Below are 17722 nucleotides of genomic sequence, written 5' to 3'. Positions count from 1 at the left end.
CCTGTTCCAAGCGAGGTGAATGGGAAATCAGTTGGTCGCCCAGCGACGGTTTTCCCGTCGTTAGGCTTCTTCCATTGTGCACATCAGCGGGTGCTGATGACTGCGGGCGTAATCGTTGACCCGTGACACCTTGGTTTCGGCGATGTCTTTGGGGAAAACGCCGCAGACCCCGACGCCACGTTGATGAACATGCAGCATGATTTGCGTGGCGTTCTCGTGGTTCATGCCGAAAAAACGCTCTAAAACCAGCACTACGAATTCCATGGGGGTGTAATCGTCGTTTAACAACAGTACCTTAAATAAAGGCGGTCGCCGTAATTTGGGACGCGCTGCCTGCACGGTCAGTTCGGGGTGATGCGTGTCCTTGGGTCGATGGTGAGTCATTCGTCTTCCGCACAATGCGCTCATTCAAATGAATCGATGACATGACGGCGACGAATGCCGCCGTCGGTGAATTACATCTGCGCAATGACTGCCGCGCCAAAGCCGGAACAGCTCAGTTTGGTTGCGCCGTCCATTAACCGCTCCAAATCGTAAGTGACGGTTTTTGCGGCAATTGCGCCTTCAACTCCCTTGATAATCAAATCTGCTGCTTCAAGCCAGCCGAGATGCCGCAGCATCATTTCTGCCGACAAAATCAATGAACTGGGATTGACTTGATCTTTGCCCGCGTATTTGGGCGCAGTGCCGTGCGTCGCCTCAAACATTGCGATGGAATCGGACAGATTCGCGCCCGGCGCCATGCCAATGCCGCCAACCTGCGCGGCCAGCGCATCGGAAATATAATCGCCGTTGAGATTGAGCGTCGCAATCACGGAGTAATCTTTCGGGCGCAGCAAAATCTGTTGCAAAAACGCATCAGCAATCACGTCTTTCACGACAATTTCCGCGCCGGTTTTCGGGCTCTTAAAACTGCACCACGGACCGCCGTCAATCTCCACTGCGCCGAATTCGGCTTTCGCCAAATCGTAGCCCCACTGCTTAAACGCGCCCTCGGTGAATTTCATAATGTTGCCCTTGTGCACCAAAGTCACCGACGGGCGCTCATTATCAATCGCGTACTGAATCGCTTTGCGCACCAGCCGCTCGGTGCCATCACGCGAGACAGGTTTGATGCCGATGCCCGAACTTTCCGGGAAACGAATCTTGGTCACGCCCATTTCATTGCACAGAAAGTCGATGATTTTCTTGGCGGCTGGCGTGCCTTCTGCCCATTCAATGCCAGCGTAAATGTCTTCGGAATTCTCGCGGAAAATCACCATGTCGGTGTGTTCTGGCGCTTTCACTGGGCTGGGTGTGCCGGTGAAATAGCGTATCGGGCGCAGACACACATATAAATCAAGCTCTTGGCGCAGCGTGACGTTGAGCGACCGAATGCCGCCACCGACTGGCGTGGTCAACGGACCTTTAATCGACACCACAAAATCCTTCACTGCCGCGAGTGTTTCCGCTGGCAGCCACACATCCGCGCCGTAGATTTGGGTGGATTTTTCACCCGCGTAGATTTCCATCCACTGAATCTGGCGCGAACCGCCATAGGCTTTGGCAACCGCTGCATCGACCACGTCGCGCATCACCGGTGTGATGTCGATGCCGATGCCGTCACCTTCGATAAACGGAATAATGGGTTGATTCGGGACGTTGAGCGATAAATCAGCATTGACCTGAATGGTCTCGCCAGCGGCGGGAATTTGAATCTTGTCGTAGGCCATCACGCACTTCTCAGGATCGTCATAAAGCAAGCATCCTATCACTGAGTTTAAGCCTTGCGCAGTACGCTGTTGGTCGTGGTTAAGCCAAACCAACAAAAAAAAGCGGCGCTGAACACAGCGCCGCGATCACTTGCGTCAGAACAATTCGCGCCTGAAACGATTAGTCGTTTTTCGAGGCTTTGAACGCTTTTTTCAGTGCAACATCAGGGTCTTCGGGAAGACGCGCCGTCTGGCATTCTTGCAGCCGCCGCCGCCGCCGCTCCAAATGATGCGACAAACCAGTGCCTGCTGGAATCAAACGCCCAACAATCACGTTTTCCTTGAGCCCAACGAGCCGGTCGGTTGAACCACGCACCGAGGCTTCGGTGAGCACTCGCGTCGTTTCTTGGAACGATGCCGCAGAAATAAACGAATCGGTTGCCAATGACGCCTTGGTAATGCCCAGCAGCAATTGCTCATACAACGCTGGCTGCTTACCTTCTGCCATGACGCGAGCGTTTTCGTCCATTAATAACGAATGCTCTACCTGCTCGCCGCGCAGCAGTCGCGTATCACCGGGCGAAGACACTTCAACTTTGCGCAGCATCTGCCGGACAATCACTTCGATATGTTTATCGTTGATCTTCACGCCCTGCAACCGATAAACGTCCTGAATTTCCTTGACTAAATACTCGGCCAGCGCGGTCACGCCCTTCAAACGCAAAATGTCATGTGACGCCAATTCACCGTCAGCAATCACTTCACCACGTTCCACGCGCTCACCATCAAATACGTTGACATGACGCCATTTTGGAATCAGTTCTTCAACTGTTTCGCCGTCATCCTTGGTGATAATCAACCGCTGTTTGCCTTTGGTGTCCTTACCAAAACCGATGGTTCCGCTTGCTTCCGCCAGCAGCGCCGCTTCCTTCGGTTTCCGCGCTTCAAACAGATCGGCTACTCGCGGCAGACCGCCGGTGATGTCACGGGTTTTACTGGATTCCTGCGGAATCCGCGCCAGCACGTCACCGACGCCCACTTCTGCGCCGTTGGCGACACTGACGATGGCGCCAGACGACAGCGCATAACGCGCCGGCAATTCCGTGCCCGCAATGTTCAATTCATTGCCATTTTCATCCATCAGCTTCACGGTCGGACGCAAATCCTTACCGGCAGCTGGACGTTGTTTCGGATCAATTACCGCCAGCGACGCCAAGCCGGTGACATCATCCACCTGACTTTGCACCGTCACGCCCTCGAAGAAGTCCTCAAACTCCAGCTTGCCCGCAACCTCAGTCACCACTGGATGCGTGTGCGGGTCCCAAGTCGCTACCACGTCGCCGGGTTTGGCTTGATCGCCATCGGCAACCCGCAGCGTCGCGCCGTAAGGAACTTTGTAACGTTCCTTTTCCATGCCGCGATCATCAATGACGGTCAATTCACCAGAGCGCGATACTGCGACCAGATTGTTGCCGGAATGATGCTGCACGGTTTTGATGTTGTGCAGGCGTACCGAGCCACTGTTTTTAATGTCGATACTGTTGACTGCTGCAGCCCGCGATGCCGCGCCGCCGATGTGGAATGTCCGCATCGTGAGCTGGGTTCCGGGTTCGCCGATGGATTGCGCAGCGATGACGCCGACTGCTTCACCCATGTTGACGCGATGACCACGCGCCAAATCGCGCCCGTAACACTGCGCACACACGCCCTGCCGCGCTTCGCAATTGATCGGTGACCGCACGCGCAATTGATCAATGCCAATCTCATCGAAATGTTCAACCCAAGTTTCATCGAGCAGCGTTCCGGCTTTGCACACCAGTTCGGTGGTCAGCGGATGAAACACATCGACTGCGGCAACCCGTCCGAGAATCCGATCGCGCAGCGGTTCAACTACATCTGCGCCTTCTAAAATCGGCGTCATCAGCAAGCCTTTGTCCGTGCCGCAATCTTCTTCGAGCACCACCATGTCCTGCGCCACGTCTACCAGTCGCCGCGTCAGATAACCGGAGTTCGCCGTTTTGAGCGCGGTATCCGCCAAACCTTTCCGCGCTCCGTGCGTGGAAATGAAGTACTGAATCACGTTCAGACCTTCGCGGAAATTGGCGGTAATCGGCGTTTCGATGATGGAGCCGTCGGGCTTGGCCATCAGTCCGCGCATTCCCGCGAGCTGACGAATCTGCTGCGCCGAACCGCGAGCGCCGGAGTTCGCCATCATATAAATGGAGTTGAACGAATCCTGCTTGCGCCGCTCGGCGACCCGTTTTCTGATGTCGCCAAATCCGGCAATCACGCGCTCGCGCAGCCCATGACCTTTGATTTGATCGACGGTTGCAATCGCATCAACCTGCGGACGATATTCTTCCAGCAGCGCCACGACTTGATCTTGAAATGCTGCCAGCGTCAGCGTTCCAGCACGCCACTGCGCTCCAGCCTCATTCAGCCGCGTTTGCCAAGTGTTAAACAATTCCCGCGCTGGCAAGCGTCCGACGGCACTTTCAATTCCTTGACGATATTCACCGACCAAACGCTGCGCTTCAAACACGGGATTGGACTCGGCGGTTTCGCTGCCGAGCTTAATCATCATCGCCTTGGCAACCTGATCGTTGGTGCGCGACCAAATATCGACGACCTTGTTATAACGCTCGCCGTTCGTCACCAAGCCGGATGCGTATTGCTGTTGAATTTCCTGCACTTCTGCTTCGGCAGCCGCCAGCAACGCGCCCTTGTCCATTTTGCGATCAACTTCGTCGTGCGGCACTTCCATGTCATCCAAGCCGATGGAGACGCCAGAACGGGTCGCCATGCGGAAACCGAGATACATAATCTGGTCAGCAAACACGACGGTTTCTTTCAGTCCGAGGCGGCGATAACACATGTTAATCAGCAGCGAAATCTGCTTTTTGCCCAGTGCGCGATCGACTAAATCAAACGGCAGCCCGTCCGGCACGATGGCAAACACCAGCGCCCGTCCGACCGTCGTATCTTTGATGCTGATGACCTCGCGCCGGTCGCCATCTTTACCCTTGATGACTTCACGAATGCGCACCTTGCAGCGGGCATGGAGTTCGGCGTGACCGGTCTCGTAAGCCCGCCGCGCTTCATTGATGTCGGTGAAGATGCTGCCTTCGCCGCGAGCATTCACGCGCTCGCGGGTCATGTAATACAGCCCCAACACCACGTCCTGCGACGGCACGATGATCGGCTCACCGTTGGCTGGCGACAGAATGTTGTTGGACGCCATCATCAGCGCCCGCGCTTCCAACTGCGCCTCCAGCGACAACGGCACATGCACCGCCATCTGGTCGCCGTCGAAATCCGCGTTAAACGCAGTACACACCAGCGGATGTAATTGAATCGCTTTACCTTCAATCAACACCGGCTCAAAGGCTTGAATTCCAAGCCGATGCAGCGTCGGCGCACGGTTGAGCATGACCGGATGTTCGCGGATGACATCTTCCAAAATGTCCCAGACTTCCGGCGTCCCGCGTTCCACCATTTTCTTCGCAGCTTTGATCGTCGTCGCCAGCCCGCGTGATTGCAACTTGCTGAAAATAAACGGCTTAAACAGTTCCAGCGCCATTCGTTTCGGCAGTCCGCACTGATGCAGCATCAGCGTCGGTCCGACCACGATCACCGAGCGCCCCGAATAATCGACGCGCTTGCCGAGCAGATTCTGGCGGAACCGCCCTTGCTTACCTTTAATCATGTCCGCCAGCGATTTCAGCGGGCGTTTATTGGTGCCGGTAATCGCTCGCCCGCGCCGTCCGTTGTCGAGCAGCGCGTCAACCGATTCCTGCAACATGCGCTTTTCATTGCGGACGATGATGTCCGGCGCAATCAAATCGAGCAGCCGTTTCAAACGGTTGTTGCGGTTAATCACGCGCCGATACAGATCATTGAGATCGGAGGTCGCAAAACGTCCGCCGTCAAGTGGAACCAACGGGCGCAATTCCGGCGGCAACACCGGCAAGACCGTCAAAATCATCCATTCTGGGCGATTGCCGGATACCAGCAGCGACTCCATCAATTTGAGGCGCTTGGCTAACTTCTTGATTTTTGTTTCAGAATTGGTGCTCTGAATTTCTTCGCGCATCCGCCGAATTTCGGCAGCCATGTCAATGGTGCGCAGCAATTCGTAAATCGCCTCCGCGCCCATTTTGGCGTCAAACTCGTCGCCGTTGACTTCCAAAATGTCGAGATATTGCTCATCGTTGAGCAATTGTCCGCGTTCTAACTCGGCGACCAAACCTGGATCAATCACCACGAAGGACTCGAAATACAGCACACGCTCAATGTCGCGCAGCGTCATATCGAGCAACAGCCCGATCCGTGACGGCAGCGATTTGAGAAACCAGATGTGCGCTACTGGGCTGGCGAGATCGACATGACCCATGCGCTCGCGGCGCACCTTCGCCAGCGTGACTTCCACGCCGCATTTTTCGCAGACCACGCCGCGATGCTTGAGGCGTTTGTATTTGCCGCAGATGCACTCGTAATCGGTGATTGGGCCAAAAATCTTGGCGCAAAACAGACCGTCACGCTCGGGCTTGAAGGTGCGGTAGTTGATGGTTTCGGGCTTTTTTACTTCACCGAAAGACCAGGAACGGATCATCTCGGGAGAGGCTAATCCGATTTTAATCGCGTCGAATTCGAGCGCCTGACCCTGCTGCTTGATGATTTTTAATAAGTCTCTCAAGACCTTAATCTCCTACCTGGAATAACTGGCATCAGGACGGTTTCCGTGATTCTGATGACAAAGAATCACGGAAATGTGGTGACAACGTCGTGCTTAGTCTTGCTGCAGCTCGATGTTGATGGCGAGCGAACGGATTTCCTTCACCAGCACGTTGAAGGATTCCGGCATTCCCGCCTCCATGCGATGGTCACCATCGACGATGTTTTTATACATTTTGGTGCGCCCATTCACATCGTCGGATTTCACCGTCAACATTTCCTGCAAGGTGTAAGCCGCGCCGTAGGCTTCCAGCGCCCAAACTTCCATCTCGCCGAACCGCTGCCCGCCAAATTGCGCTTTGCCGCCGAGTGGCTGCTGCGTGACCAAACTGTAGGGGCCGGTGGAACGGGCGTGCATCTTGTCGTCAACCAAATGGTTGAGCTTAATCATGTACATATAACCAACTGTCACCGGACGCTCAAACTGATCGCCAGTGCGTCCATCAAATAGAATGGTTTGACCACTGGGAATGCCCTGCGCGGAATTATCGCGGTCTGCCAGCTTCAGCATCGCCTTGATTTCTTCCTCGGTCGCGCCGTCGAACACCGGAGTCGCCATTGGCACTCCTCGCGTCAGATTCCGCGCCAGCTCCAAAATCTCATCATCGGAGAAGCTCGCCAAATCCTCAGATCGACCGCTGGTGTTGTAAATTTCGTGCAGGAAATCACGCAATTTGCCAATGGCGACGTGCGTTTGCAGCATCCGTTCGATCTTGACGCCCAGCCCGTTCGCTGCCCAGCCCAGATGGGTTTCGAGCACCTGCCCGACATTCATTCGGGACGGTACGCCGAGCGGATTCAGCACCATGTCTACCGGAACGCCATCGGCGGAAAACGGCATGTCTTCCACTGGAACGACTTTAGAAACAACGCCCTTGTTCCCGTGACGCCCAGCCATTTTGTCGCCGGGTTGAATCCGCCGCTTCAGCGCGACATACACCTTGACCATCTTGAGCACGCCGGGCGGAAGATCATCGCCGCTGGCGACCTTCTTCTTTTTATCCTCATAACGCTCGCGGAATTCCTCGCGCTGCTGCCTGACCTGCGTGGCAATCGTTTCAAGCTGGGTGGCGATGTCCTCGTCCTGCATCCGAATCTCAAACCACTGATCGCGTCCGCCTTTATCGACCAAACTTTGCAGATAGGTCGCTTTCACTTTCGCGCCGGGTTTGCAGTTGCCCGGACCGCCATCGGCAACCTTACCGACGAGCATCTTCTCAATCCGTTGAAACGTATCGTTTTCCATGATGCGCTGCTGGTCAGCAAAATCTTTGCGCACCCGGTCGAGTTCCAGCTCTTCGATCTGTAGCGCCCGTTTGTCTTTCTCCACACCGTCGCGGGTAAACACCTGCACATCGACCACAGTGCCATTCATGCCAGAAGGCAGGCGCAGCGAGGTGTCTTTCACATCAGAGGCCTTTTCGCCAAAGATCGCCCGCAGCAGTTTTTCTTCCGGCGTGAGCTGGGTTTCGCCTTTGGGTGTGACCTTGCCGACCAGAATGTCACCGTCGCGCACTTCCGCGCCGACATACACGATGCCGGATTCATCCAATTTGGACAGCGCCGACTCGCCGACATTGGGAATATCGCCGGTGATTTCTTCTGGGCCTAATTTGGTATCACGCGCCAGACAGGACAGCTCTTCGATGTGAATGCTGGTGAAGCGGTCTTCTTGTACGACGCGCTCCGAAATGAGAATCGAATCCTCGAAGTTGTAGCCATTCCACGGCATAAACGCGATGCGCAGGTTTTGTCCCAGCGCCAGCTCGCCCATGTCGGTTGATGGGCCATCAGCCAGCACGTCACGCCGCGCCACGACATTGCCCGGCTTCACCAACGGATGCTGATTGATGCAGGTATTTTGGTTCGAGCGGGTGTATTTGGTGAGGTTGTAGATATCGACGCCCGGCACACCAGCGACTGCTTCATTATCGTTGACGCGCACCACAATTCGCGCTGCATCCACCGATTCGATCACGCCGCCACGCCGCGCCACCACGCACACGCCGGAATCTCGCGCCACCACGCGCTCCATGCCCGTGCCGACCAGCGGTTTTTCCACGCGCAGCGTGGGCACTGCCTGCCGCTGCATGTTCGAGCCCATCAGCGCCCGGTTCGCGTCGTCGTGTTCCAAAAACGGAATCAGCGAAGCAGCAACCGAGACGATCTGGCGCGGCGACACGTCCATGTACTGCACTTCTTCTGGAGCACGCATCGCAAATTCATTGGCATGACGACAGGACACCAGCGCGTCAGTCAGTCGCCCATCGTCATCAAGGGTCGCATTCGCCTGTGCGATGATGAAATTGCCTTCTTCAATCGCGGACAGATAATTGATTTCTTTGGTGACTTTGCTATTTTCAACGCGAATATACGGCGTTTCTAAAAAGCCGTAAGAGTTGGTTTGCGCGTACACCGCCAGCGAGTTAATCAAGCCGATATTCGGGCCTTCTGGCGTCTCAATCGGACATACGCGACCGTAATGCGTCGGATGCACGTCGCGCACTTCAAAACCTGCGCGTTCCCGCGCCAAACCGCCGGGTCCGAGTGCCGAAACGCGACGCTTGTGCGTCACTTCCGACAGTGGATTGTTTTGATCCATGAACTGCGAGAGCTGGCTGGAGCCAAAAAACTCTTTAATCGCTGCCGAGACGGGTTTGGCGTTAATCAATTCCTGCGGCATCAAACCTTCTGATTCCGCCAGCGATAACCGCTCTTTGACCGCACGTTCCACGCGCACCAAGCCAACACGGAATTGGTTTTCCGCCATTTCGCCAACGCAGCGAATGCGCCGATTGCCGAGATGATCAATGTCATCGACGGTGCCGCGCCCATTGCGCAGCTCAACCAAAATTTTCAGCGTGTCGATGATATCGGAGCTATTACCTTGTTCGGCAAACAGTTTTTTGGAAAACTCATCAGAGCGTCCGCTAAAATAGCGTCCGTCATAAATCACGCCGGGACCGGTTTCTGCGTCGCGCCCAATCCGCCGATTAAATTTCATCCGTCCCACGCCGGAGAGATCGTAGCGATCAGGCGTAAAGAACAGATTATGAAAGAGATTCTGCGCTGCTTCTTTGGTTGGCGGCTCACCGGGGCGCATCATGCGATAGATTTCAATCTGCGCTTCCAAATCGTTGCTGGTTGGATCAATGCGCAGCGTTTCCGACAAATACGGCCCTTGGTCGAGATCGTTCACAAACAGCGTTTCGAGCGTTTCGATGCCGCGCTGAAACAGCGTTTCCAACAATTCTGGCGTGATTTCAGTATTCGCCTCAGCCAGCACGTCACCGGTTTTAGAATCCCGCTGGGTGTGCGCGAGAATGCGCCCGAAAATGAACTCAATCGGCACTTCCAAGCGTTCAACACTGGATTTTTGGAGTTCGCGGATGTGTTTTTGCGTCACCCGCCGCCCTGCATCCACCAGCACGGTATCGCCGATTTTCACATCGAAGCTCACGGTTTCGCCGCGCAGCCGTTCTGGAACCAAATCCAACGTGATGGTGCGCCCGACGCTGCTGCTGTGAATGCGGAACATGTCGGTTTCAAAAAAGCGACCGAGAATGTCTTCGACGCCATAGCCGAGCGCCCGCAGCAAAATCGTCGCTGGCAATTTGCGGCGGCGGTCGATGCGCACAAACACGTTGTCTTTTGGATCAAATTCAAAATCGAGCCAAGAACCGCGATACGGAATCACCCGTGCCGAAAATAGCAACTTGCCAGAAGAATGGGTTTTGCCTTTATCGTGATCGAAGAACACACCCGGCGAGCGGTGGAGCTGCGACACGATGACGCGCTCAGTGCCATTGATGATGAAGGTGCCGGTTTCGGTCATCAGCGGCAGTTCGCCCATGTAGACTTCCTGCTCGCGGATGTCCTTGACGACTTTAGAACCTGCTGGCGCTTCCTTGTCGTAAATCACTAAACGCAGCAGCACGCGCAAGGGCGCGGCGAACGTTGCGCCACGCAGATGACATTCACGCTCATCAAAAGCCGGTTCGCCGAGACGGTATTTCACATACTCTAAAATGGCATAGCCTGAATAGCTTTCAATCGGAAAAACCGATTTGAACGCGGCATGTAATCCTACATCGGTGCGCTCTTTTGCCGAAAGATTGGCTTGTAAGAATTTGCGGTAGGATTCAATTTGAGTTGCCAGAAGAAACGGCACCTCTAAATTATTCGGACGCTTGCCGAAGTCTTTGCGGATGCGTTTTTTTTCGGTGAAGGAATAGGCCATTTTCAATCCGTGTTGTATTTGGATTGTGGGTTGCAACCCGCTGAGAAAAAGGCTGACGGTATTGACCGCTAACCTAGGCTGGGCGCGCTTTTTCGATGATGTTGATAATCTTGGAAACAAGAAAAGGCTGACGGTTTGCCCGCCAGCCTAGCTGCGCTTTCTCGTCACCAACTGATTGATCTTGGATGATAAATTGCAGCCTGCATCGGAAAACGCTGACGAATGAACGTCAGCCCATACCGAATTACTTGATTTCGGCCGTTGCGCCGGCTTCTTCCAAATCCTTTTTAGCAGCTTCAGCTTCTGCCTTAGACACTGCTTCTTTCAACGTGGTTGGTGCGCCTTCAACTGCATCCTTCGCTTCTTTCAAGCCCAAGCCGGTGAGTGCACGCACGACCTTAATCACAGCAACCTTATTGGTGCCGAATCCAGTCAGAATGAGATCAAACTCGGTTTGTTCTTCAACGACTACTGCCTCAGCAGCAGCGGCAGGTGCAGCAGCGGCAACTGCCGCGGTGACGCCAAACTTTTCTTCCATCGCGCTGATCAGGTCAACGACCTCCATCACAGACATCGCGCCAATCGCATCAAGAATTTCGTCTTTTGAAACAGCCATGTGTTTCTCCTAGAAAATAGGGTTAAATCGAATCGAAGTGCTCGCGCTTGAATTAAGCGGCTTCTTTGGCAACTTGAATCGCCAAAATCGTTGCCGCAAGTTTTTGCACGGGAGCTTTCATCGTCGCCATCAACAGACTGATGGCCTGATCGTAAGTCGGTAAGGTCGCAAGTTTGCCGATTGCGGAAGGCTCGAGCAGCTCGCCACCAAGCGCGACCAAGCGCACTTGGAACCCAAACTTCTCGTGGTCCTTCGCAAACGCCTGCATCACTCGCGCTGCCGCACCTGGATCGGCTTGCGAAAATGCAAGGATTAACGGACCGGTCAGTCCTTCCCGCATACACGCAAAATCCGTATCCTGCAGCGCCCGGCGAGCAAGGGTATTTTTGATGACGCGGATATAAACACCAGCTTTACGTGCTTCCACGCGCAGCTTCGTTAATTGTTCCACGCTCAAACCCCGATATTCAGCGCCAATGGCTGAATAGGCGCTCTGTGCGATCTGCGCGACTTCAGCGACGATTTTTTCTTTCTGCGCAAGATTTAGCGCCATAGTCGTCACTCCATTCTTCGGTTTTCTTTCAATTCTGAATGACTCAGATTGAAACGATGAAGTTTCATTGATCACATCCCTGATAGATCAAAAAACGAAAAGTGCCATCATTAACCGCAGCGAATCACTGCATTCGAGAGCACCATCTACGCAGGCAAAATGAATTAAGTTTCATTAACCACATCCTAATGAGTAATGAGACACCTGCGATCTTCGACGGTCTCCAACAAATGCGAGACCGTATTCTGCTGGACGATTAAATCAATCCAGAATGATCAATCGTGAGTCCGGGTCCCATCGTGCTAGAAACCGTGACTTTTTTCATATAAATGCCTTTCGAGGCGCTGGGCTTGGCACGCATGAGGTTAACCAGTAGTGCTTCCAGATTTTCTCTGAGTTGTACCGGCTCAAAACCAATGCGTCCCAATGGGCAATGAATAATGCCAGCCTTATCTGTGCGATAGCGCACCTGACCAGCTTTCGCATTACGCACCGCCTCTGCTACATCCGGCGTCACCGTGCCAACTTTTGGGTTAGGCATCAGACCACGCGGACCGAGAATTTTGCCAAGTTGACCCACAAGACGCATGGCATCTGGTGAGGCAATCACGACATCAAAATCCATCTGACCGGCTTTAATATCTTCTGCAAGGTCATCAAAACCAACGCGATCTGCGCCAGCTTCGGTTGCTGCAGTTGCGGCAGCACCCTGCGCAAACACTGCCACGCGCACTGTTTTACCAATGCCGTGCGGCAGAACGGTTGAACCGCGCACGACCTGATCGGATTTGCGGGGATCAACGCCGAGATTGACCGACACGTCAATGCTTTCAGGAAACTTGACGCTGGATAGTTCTTTTAATAGCGCAAATGCTTCTTCAGCAGCGTAAAGTTTATTGCCTTCAACGCGCTCTTGAATTGCCCGCACACGCTTGGATACCTGAGCCATTAGTTCACTCCTTCCACATTCAAACCCATCGCCCGCGCACTGCCAGCAATTGTCCGTACTGCTGCATCCATACTCGCTGCAGTGAGATCAGGCATTTTTAATGTGGCGATCTGTTCTAATTGCTCGCGGGTCACAGTGCCGATTTTATTAGTATTCGGATTAGGACTGCCTTTCGGAAGACCAAGCGCCTTTTTCAATAGAATAGAAGCTGGTGGCGTCTTGGTAATGAACGTAAAGCTGCGGTCTGAATAAACGGTAATGACCACAGGCGTGGGCATTCCCTTTTCCATTTCCTGCGTCCGCGCATTAAACGCTTTACAGAATTCCATAATATTCACGCCGTGCTGACCAAGTGCCGGACCAACGGGCGGACTGGGTGTTGCCTCGCCAGCCTTTACCTGCAACTTGACGTAGGCATTAATTTTTTTTGCCATGCTGATTCTCCAACGGGTTCAAACGCCAAGAACCGACGTTCTGGCTCCCCAAATGTGACCCCTGACGGGGAATGAGTACGAAAACCGATCCGGCAATGGATACGGGAATTGGCTAGTATTTCTATTCTGGTATTAATCGTTGTCAGGGCGAAATGAGATCAACCTTTTTCGACCTGAGAAAATTCGAGATCGACCGGAGTTGCCCGACCGAAAATGAGGACAGAAACCTTCACTCTGCTTTTGTCATAGTCCACGTATTCAACCACGCCATTGAAATCCGTAAAGGGCCCATCAGTAACGCGAACTACCTCACCAGGCTCATACAGCACCTTCGGACGCGGCTTTTCACCATCAGTTTGCAGACGGTTCAAAATAATTTCAGCTTGGGCATCGGGTACTGGCGCAGGACGATCCCCGGTGCCACCGATGAAGCCCATGACCTTAGGAACTCCCTTTACTAAGTGCCAAGTTTCATCAGTTAACTCCATGTTAACTAATACATAACCGGGGAAAAATTTGCGCTCACTTTTGCGTTGTTGACCGCCGCGCATCTCAACCACTTCTTCGGTTGGAACCAAAATTTTTCCGAAGAAATCTTCTAATCCAGCGCGAATAATGCTCGATTCCAATGATCGCTTGACCTGTCCTTCAAAACCAGAATAGGCATGGATGACGTACCAACGTTTGGACACCCTTAGCCTCCCTGACCGGTCAAAAAGCGAAGAATTGTCATCAGGATCATGTCGAACAACCACAACAAAATTCCGACGATCAACACCATTGCGATGACGACCAACGTTGTTTGCAGCGTTTCTTGACGTGAGGGCCAAACGACTTTGCGGACTTCCATTCGGGAGTCGGTGACAAACTGCCAAAGCAGCCGCCCCAGTTCAGTTTGATAGACAATCGCAACGGCTGCACCGACAACTATGAGCAAACCAATCACCCGAATGAGGGTTGATAGGCTCGCAAAGTAATAAAACGCGGTGATGCCGAGGACTAATAAAAATGCAGCGACGGTGAGCTTAATCGTATCTAAGCTGACGCCAAGGTTTTCCGTGCGTAAGTTCATGGAAGCGCCTGTCGCCGAAGCGATGGGGTTATATGGCAGGCCAGGAGGGAATCGAACCCCCAACCTGCGGTTTTGGAGACCGCCGCTCTGCCAATTGAGCTACTGGCCTAAATCAAAAATGGCATGATACACAGTGCGTTATAAGCCTGCGTACCCTAAAACTTCAGTTATGCAATGATCTTCGCAACAACACCAGCACCAACGGTGCGACCACCTTCTCGGACTGCGAAGCGTAATCCTTCTTCCATGGCAATCGGTGCAATCAACTTAATTGTCATCTTCAGGTTATCACCGGGCATCACCATTTCGACGCCTTCAGGTAATTCGCAAGCACCAGTCACGTCCGTCGTGCGGAAGTAGAACTGCGGACGGTAGCCGTTGAAGAAGGGCGTGTGACGTCCGCCTTCATCCTTGCCAAAACGTAAACTTCTGCTTCAAAATGGGTGTGCGGATTGATCGACTTCGGCTTGGCTAACACCTGACCGCGCTCAACATCTTCGCGTTTGGTACCGCGTAACAAAACGCCAACGTTATCACCAGCTTGACCTTGATCGAGCAACTTGCGGAACATTTCAACGCCAGTGCAAGTAGTCTTGACGGTGTTTTTAATTCCAACAATTTCAACTTCTTCACCAACTTTGACCACGCCGCGCTCAATACGTCCGGTGACAACCGTACCGCGACCAGAAATCGAGAACACGTCTTCAATTGGCATTAAGAATGCGCCATCCACTGCACGCTCCGGCTGCGGAATGTAGCTGTCGAGCGCATCCATTAGCTTATCAATCGACTGCGTACCAATTTCAGAATCCACACCTTCCAACGCGAGCTTGGCCGAGCCAGTCACGATTGGCGTGTCATCGCCGGGGAAATCATATTTGGACAGCAGTTCGCGCACTTCCATCTCAACCAGTTCGAGCAGCTCAGGATCGTCGAGCATGTCAGCCTTATTGAGATAAACCACGATGTAAGGCACACCAACCTGCCGTGACAGCAGAATGTGTTCACGCGTCTGCGGCATCGGACCATCTGCAGCAGAAACGACGAGAATTGCGCCATCCATCTGCGCCGCGCCGGTGATCATGTTCTTGACATAGTCCGCGTGACCGGGGCAGTCAACATGCGCGTAGTGGCGCTTATTGCTCTCGTATTCGACGTGCGGTAGCAATCGTAATTCCGCGAGCACGTTCTTCAGGAGCATTATCAATTTGATCGTATGCCCGCGCCTCACCACCAAATTTCTTGGACTGGTGAGTAGTGATCGCTGCCGTCAGCGTGGTCTTACCATGATCGACGTGGCCGATGGTGCCGACGTTAACGTGTGGTTTGCTACGTTGGAATTTTTCTTTGGACATGAACGACTCCCCGCATGGTTCAAATCGACAAGACGCACCATAAGGCACGCAAACGGCTTACAAAACTGGAGCCCATGATCGGAGTCGAACCGATGACCTCACCCTTACCAAGGGTGTGCTCTACCAACTGAGCTACATGGGCGATCTCAAATAAAACAAAACAGCGAAATAATTAGCTATGAATGAATGGAGCGGGTGATGGGGATCGAACCCACACCATCAGCTTGGAAGGCTGAGGTTCTACCATTGAACTACACCCGCTTGCAATCAACAAAGAACCAAAATCTCTAACCATTCTAAACGCTTATATCTGGTGGAGGGGGGAGGATTCGAACCTCCGAAGGCTGAGCCGGCAGATTTACAGTCTGATCCCTTTGACCGCTCGGGAACCCCTCCAAATGAGCGGCGTATTTAAAGACACAATTAACGATTCGTCAACCATACGAAACAATTAAATTTTCGGTTGCTCGCCAAGACACGACGCCAATAGATCGTTAAACCGTAACGCTCATCAACCAAGCTGATACTATTTCAACACCTTGTTTATCATTAAAAGTTATCAGCTTTTGGAGAGGAAATACGATGGATGTCACGGTTTTTGGTAGCGGTTACGTTGGTCTCGTCACTGGAGTTTGTCTTGCCGAGGTCGGCAACAATGTTCTCTGCATCGACATTGATCCGAAAAAAATTGATTTGCTCAACAGCGGCGGCGTTCCAATTCACGAACCCGGTTTGGAAGAACTGATTAAAAGCAACCGCGAAGCCGGACGAATGCACTTTTCCACTGACGCAGAGCTGGCGTCAAACACGGTCTCTTTCAATTTATTGCCGTTGGCACACCGCCCGATGAAGATGGTTCTGCCGATCTTCAATACGTCCTTGCGGTCGCTCGCACCATCGGGCAACACATGGATTCCTATCGAATTTTGGTTGATAAATCGACAGTTCCTGTTGGAACTGCGGACAAAGTCGCTGCTGCCGTGCGCGAGACCCAAGCTGCTCGCGGTGTCTCCGTGGAATTTGACGTGGTATCTAATCCAGAATTTCTCAAAGAAGGCGCAGCGATTGATGATTTCATGCGCCCAGATCGCATCATTGTTGGCACGGACAACCCGCGCACTGCGGAATTATTACGCGCACTGTACGCGCCGTTTAATCGCAACCGCGACCGGTTGATGACGATGGACGTGCGCTCGGCAGAGTTCACCAAATACGCTGCCAACGCGATGTTGGCGACCAAAATCAGCTTCATGAATGAACTCTCGAACATTGCTGAGGCAGTCGGCGCTGACATTGAGCGAGTACGCATTGGCATCGGTTCCGATCCGCGCATTGGCTATCAATTCATTTATCCCGGCTGTGGTTATGGCGGTTCCTGCTTCCCGAAAGACGTTCGCGCTTTAGAACAAACCGCTCGCGGACTCGGTTACGAGCCGCAGCTGCTTCACGCCGTTGAAGCCGTCAATTTCCGCCAAAAAGCGCTGCTGTTTAATAAGATCAGCAACTATTTCAACGGCGAACTGAGCGGGCGTGTCATTGCCATCTGGGGCTTGGCATTCAAACCCAACACCGACGACATGCGCGAAGCCTCCAGCCGAGTGCTGATGGAATTGCTGTGGGCAGCAGGTGCGAAAGTGCAAGTGTTTGATCCAGTGGCGATGGACGAAACGCAGCGGATTTACGGCGACCGTCCCGATCTCCAGCTCGTTGACGATGCAATGTCTGCGCTCAATGACGCAGATGCGCTGGTGATCGTGACCGAGTGGTCGCAATTTCGCAGTCCCAATTTTGCAGCCATCAAAAACGCGCTCAAAGCGCCAGTGTTGTTTGATGGACGCAACATTTTGGATGGTCATCTCGCCGCTGCCGCAGGTCTTACCTATATTTCAATTGGGCGCATTCCACGCTTACCCGATTGATAAATCAGTTGTTAAACACGCGAGAAGTCAATAATTTGGCATCTCGCCGTGCTGTGGAAAATTGAGATTTGTCAATCAAACATCGCTCCTTTCTAAATCCTTGTGATAGATTTGCCGCGCCGATTTACCTCCCGTTAATCGGTGCGCATCAACAAAAAA

Annotated in this window: 10 protein-coding genes, 4 tRNA genes and 2 pseudogenes; 1 reads left to right on the top strand and 15 read right to left on the bottom strand. The window is 53.2% G+C overall.

What is annotated here, in order from left to right:
- Positions 1-60: 60 nt before the first annotated feature.
- The 15 genes and pseudogenes from clpS to CXB77_RS07670 form a co-directional block, all read right to left on the bottom strand.
- Entirely contained in the window at positions 61-384 is a 324-nt protein-coding gene (gene clpS / locus CXB77_RS07740; RefSeq protein ID WP_105073426.1) for an ATP-dependent Clp protease adapter ClpS, read from the bottom strand.
- A 71-nt stretch (positions 385-455) separates the two neighbouring features.
- Entirely contained in the window at positions 456-1712 is a 1257-nt protein-coding gene (gene icd, locus CXB77_RS07735) for an NADP-dependent isocitrate dehydrogenase (RefSeq protein WP_105073503.1), read from the bottom strand.
- A gap of 160 nt (positions 1713-1872) precedes the next feature.
- Positions 1873-6387 carry a DNA-directed RNA polymerase subunit beta' gene (gene rpoC, locus CXB77_RS07730; protein ID WP_105073425.1) on the bottom strand — a complete coding sequence of 1505 codons (4515 nt, stop codon included), beginning with the start codon at positions 6385-6387 and terminating at the stop codon, positions 1873-1875.
- 93 nt (positions 6388-6480) lie between these two features.
- Entirely contained in the window at positions 6481-10665 is a 4185-nt protein-coding gene (rpoB, locus tag CXB77_RS07725; RefSeq protein ID WP_105073424.1) for a DNA-directed RNA polymerase subunit beta, read from the bottom strand.
- Positions 10666-10909: 244 nt separating this feature from the next.
- Complete coding sequence (gene rplL / locus CXB77_RS07720) at positions 10910-11281, bottom strand: 50S ribosomal protein L7/L12 (RefSeq protein ID WP_105073423.1); 372 nt, start codon at positions 11279-11281, stop codon at positions 10910-10912.
- Between the two features lie 52 nt (positions 11282-11333).
- Positions 11334-11834 carry a 50S ribosomal protein L10 gene (gene rplJ, locus CXB77_RS07715; RefSeq protein ID WP_105073502.1) on the bottom strand — a complete coding sequence of 167 codons (501 nt, stop codon included), beginning with the start codon at positions 11832-11834 and terminating at the stop codon, positions 11334-11336.
- A gap of 256 nt (positions 11835-12090) precedes the next feature.
- Complete coding sequence (gene rplA, locus CXB77_RS07710) at positions 12091-12783, bottom strand: 50S ribosomal protein L1 (protein ID WP_105073422.1); 693 nt, start codon at positions 12781-12783, stop codon at positions 12091-12093.
- Positions 12783-13217, bottom strand: a complete 435-nt coding sequence (gene rplK, locus CXB77_RS07705; protein WP_105073421.1) for a 50S ribosomal protein L11 — start codon at positions 13215-13217, stop codon at positions 12783-12785. The genes rplA and rplK overlap by 1 nt, the downstream gene beginning before the upstream one ends.
- Before the next feature lie 158 nt (positions 13218-13375).
- Positions 13376-13909, bottom strand: coding sequence for a transcription termination/antitermination protein NusG (gene nusG, locus CXB77_RS07700; protein WP_105073420.1), 534 nt, complete (start codon positions 13907-13909; stop codon positions 13376-13378).
- Positions 13910-13911: 2 nt separating this feature from the next.
- Complete coding sequence (secE, locus tag CXB77_RS07695) at positions 13912-14289, bottom strand: preprotein translocase subunit SecE (protein WP_105073419.1); 378 nt, start codon at positions 14287-14289, stop codon at positions 13912-13914.
- Positions 14290-14322: 33 nt separating this feature from the next.
- A tRNA-Trp gene (locus CXB77_RS07690) sits at positions 14323-14398 on the bottom strand.
- Positions 14399-14456: 58 nt separating this feature from the next.
- Positions 14457-15644 (bottom strand): annotated as a pseudogene (tuf, locus tag CXB77_RS07685) (elongation factor Tu).
- Positions 15645-15710: 66 nt separating this feature from the next.
- Positions 15711-15786: transfer RNA gene (locus CXB77_RS07680), tRNA-Thr, on the bottom strand.
- Between the two features lie 45 nt (positions 15787-15831).
- Positions 15832-15905 (bottom strand) — tRNA-Gly (locus CXB77_RS07675).
- A 50-nt stretch (positions 15906-15955) separates the two neighbouring features.
- A tRNA-Tyr gene (locus tag CXB77_RS07670) sits at positions 15956-16040 on the bottom strand.
- 186 nt (positions 16041-16226) lie between these two features.
- Between CXB77_RS07670 and CXB77_RS07665 the strand changes: the two are divergent.
- Positions 16227-17563, top strand: a pseudogene (locus CXB77_RS07665) (UDP-glucose dehydrogenase family protein).
- Positions 17564-17722: the final 159 nt, after the last annotated feature.

It is taken from the genome of Chromatium okenii, assembly GCF_002958735.1.
Lineage (GTDB): Bacteria > Pseudomonadota > Gammaproteobacteria > Chromatiales > Chromatiaceae > Chromatium > Chromatium okenii_A.
The sequence above is the reverse complement of the archived record's forward strand: the minus strand, read 5'-3'. Positions and strand labels throughout refer to the sequence as shown.

What these genes read in the sequence shown, in the direction of transcription:
- clpS (WP_105073426.1), bottom strand. Translation starts at nt 384, where the DNA reads ATGACTCACCATCGACCCAAGGACACGCATCACCCCGAACTGACCGTG.
- icd (WP_105073503.1), bottom strand. Translation starts at nt 1,712, where the DNA reads ATGGCCTACGACAAGATTCAAATTCCCGCCGCTGGCGAGACCATTCAG.
- rpoB (WP_105073424.1), bottom strand. Translation starts at nt 10,665, where the DNA reads ATGGCCTATTCCTTCACCGAAAAAAAACGCATCCGCAAAGACTTCGGC.
- rplL (WP_105073423.1), bottom strand. Translation starts at nt 11,281, where the DNA reads ATGGCTGTTTCAAAAGACGAAATTCTTGATGCGATTGGCGCGATGTCT.
- rplJ (WP_105073502.1), bottom strand. Translation starts at nt 11,834, where the DNA reads ATGGCGCTAAATCTTGCGCAGAAAGAAAAAATCGTCGCTGAAGTCGCG.
- rplA (WP_105073422.1), bottom strand. Translation starts at nt 12,783, where the DNA reads ATGGCTCAGGTATCCAAGCGTGTGCGGGCAATTCAAGAGCGCGTTGAA.
- rplK (WP_105073421.1), bottom strand. Translation starts at nt 13,217, where the DNA reads ATGGCAAAAAAAATTAATGCCTACGTCAAGTTGCAGGTAAAGGCTGGC.
- secE (WP_105073419.1), bottom strand. Translation starts at nt 14,289, where the DNA reads ATGAACTTACGCACGGAAAACCTTGGCGTCAGCTTAGATACGATTAAG.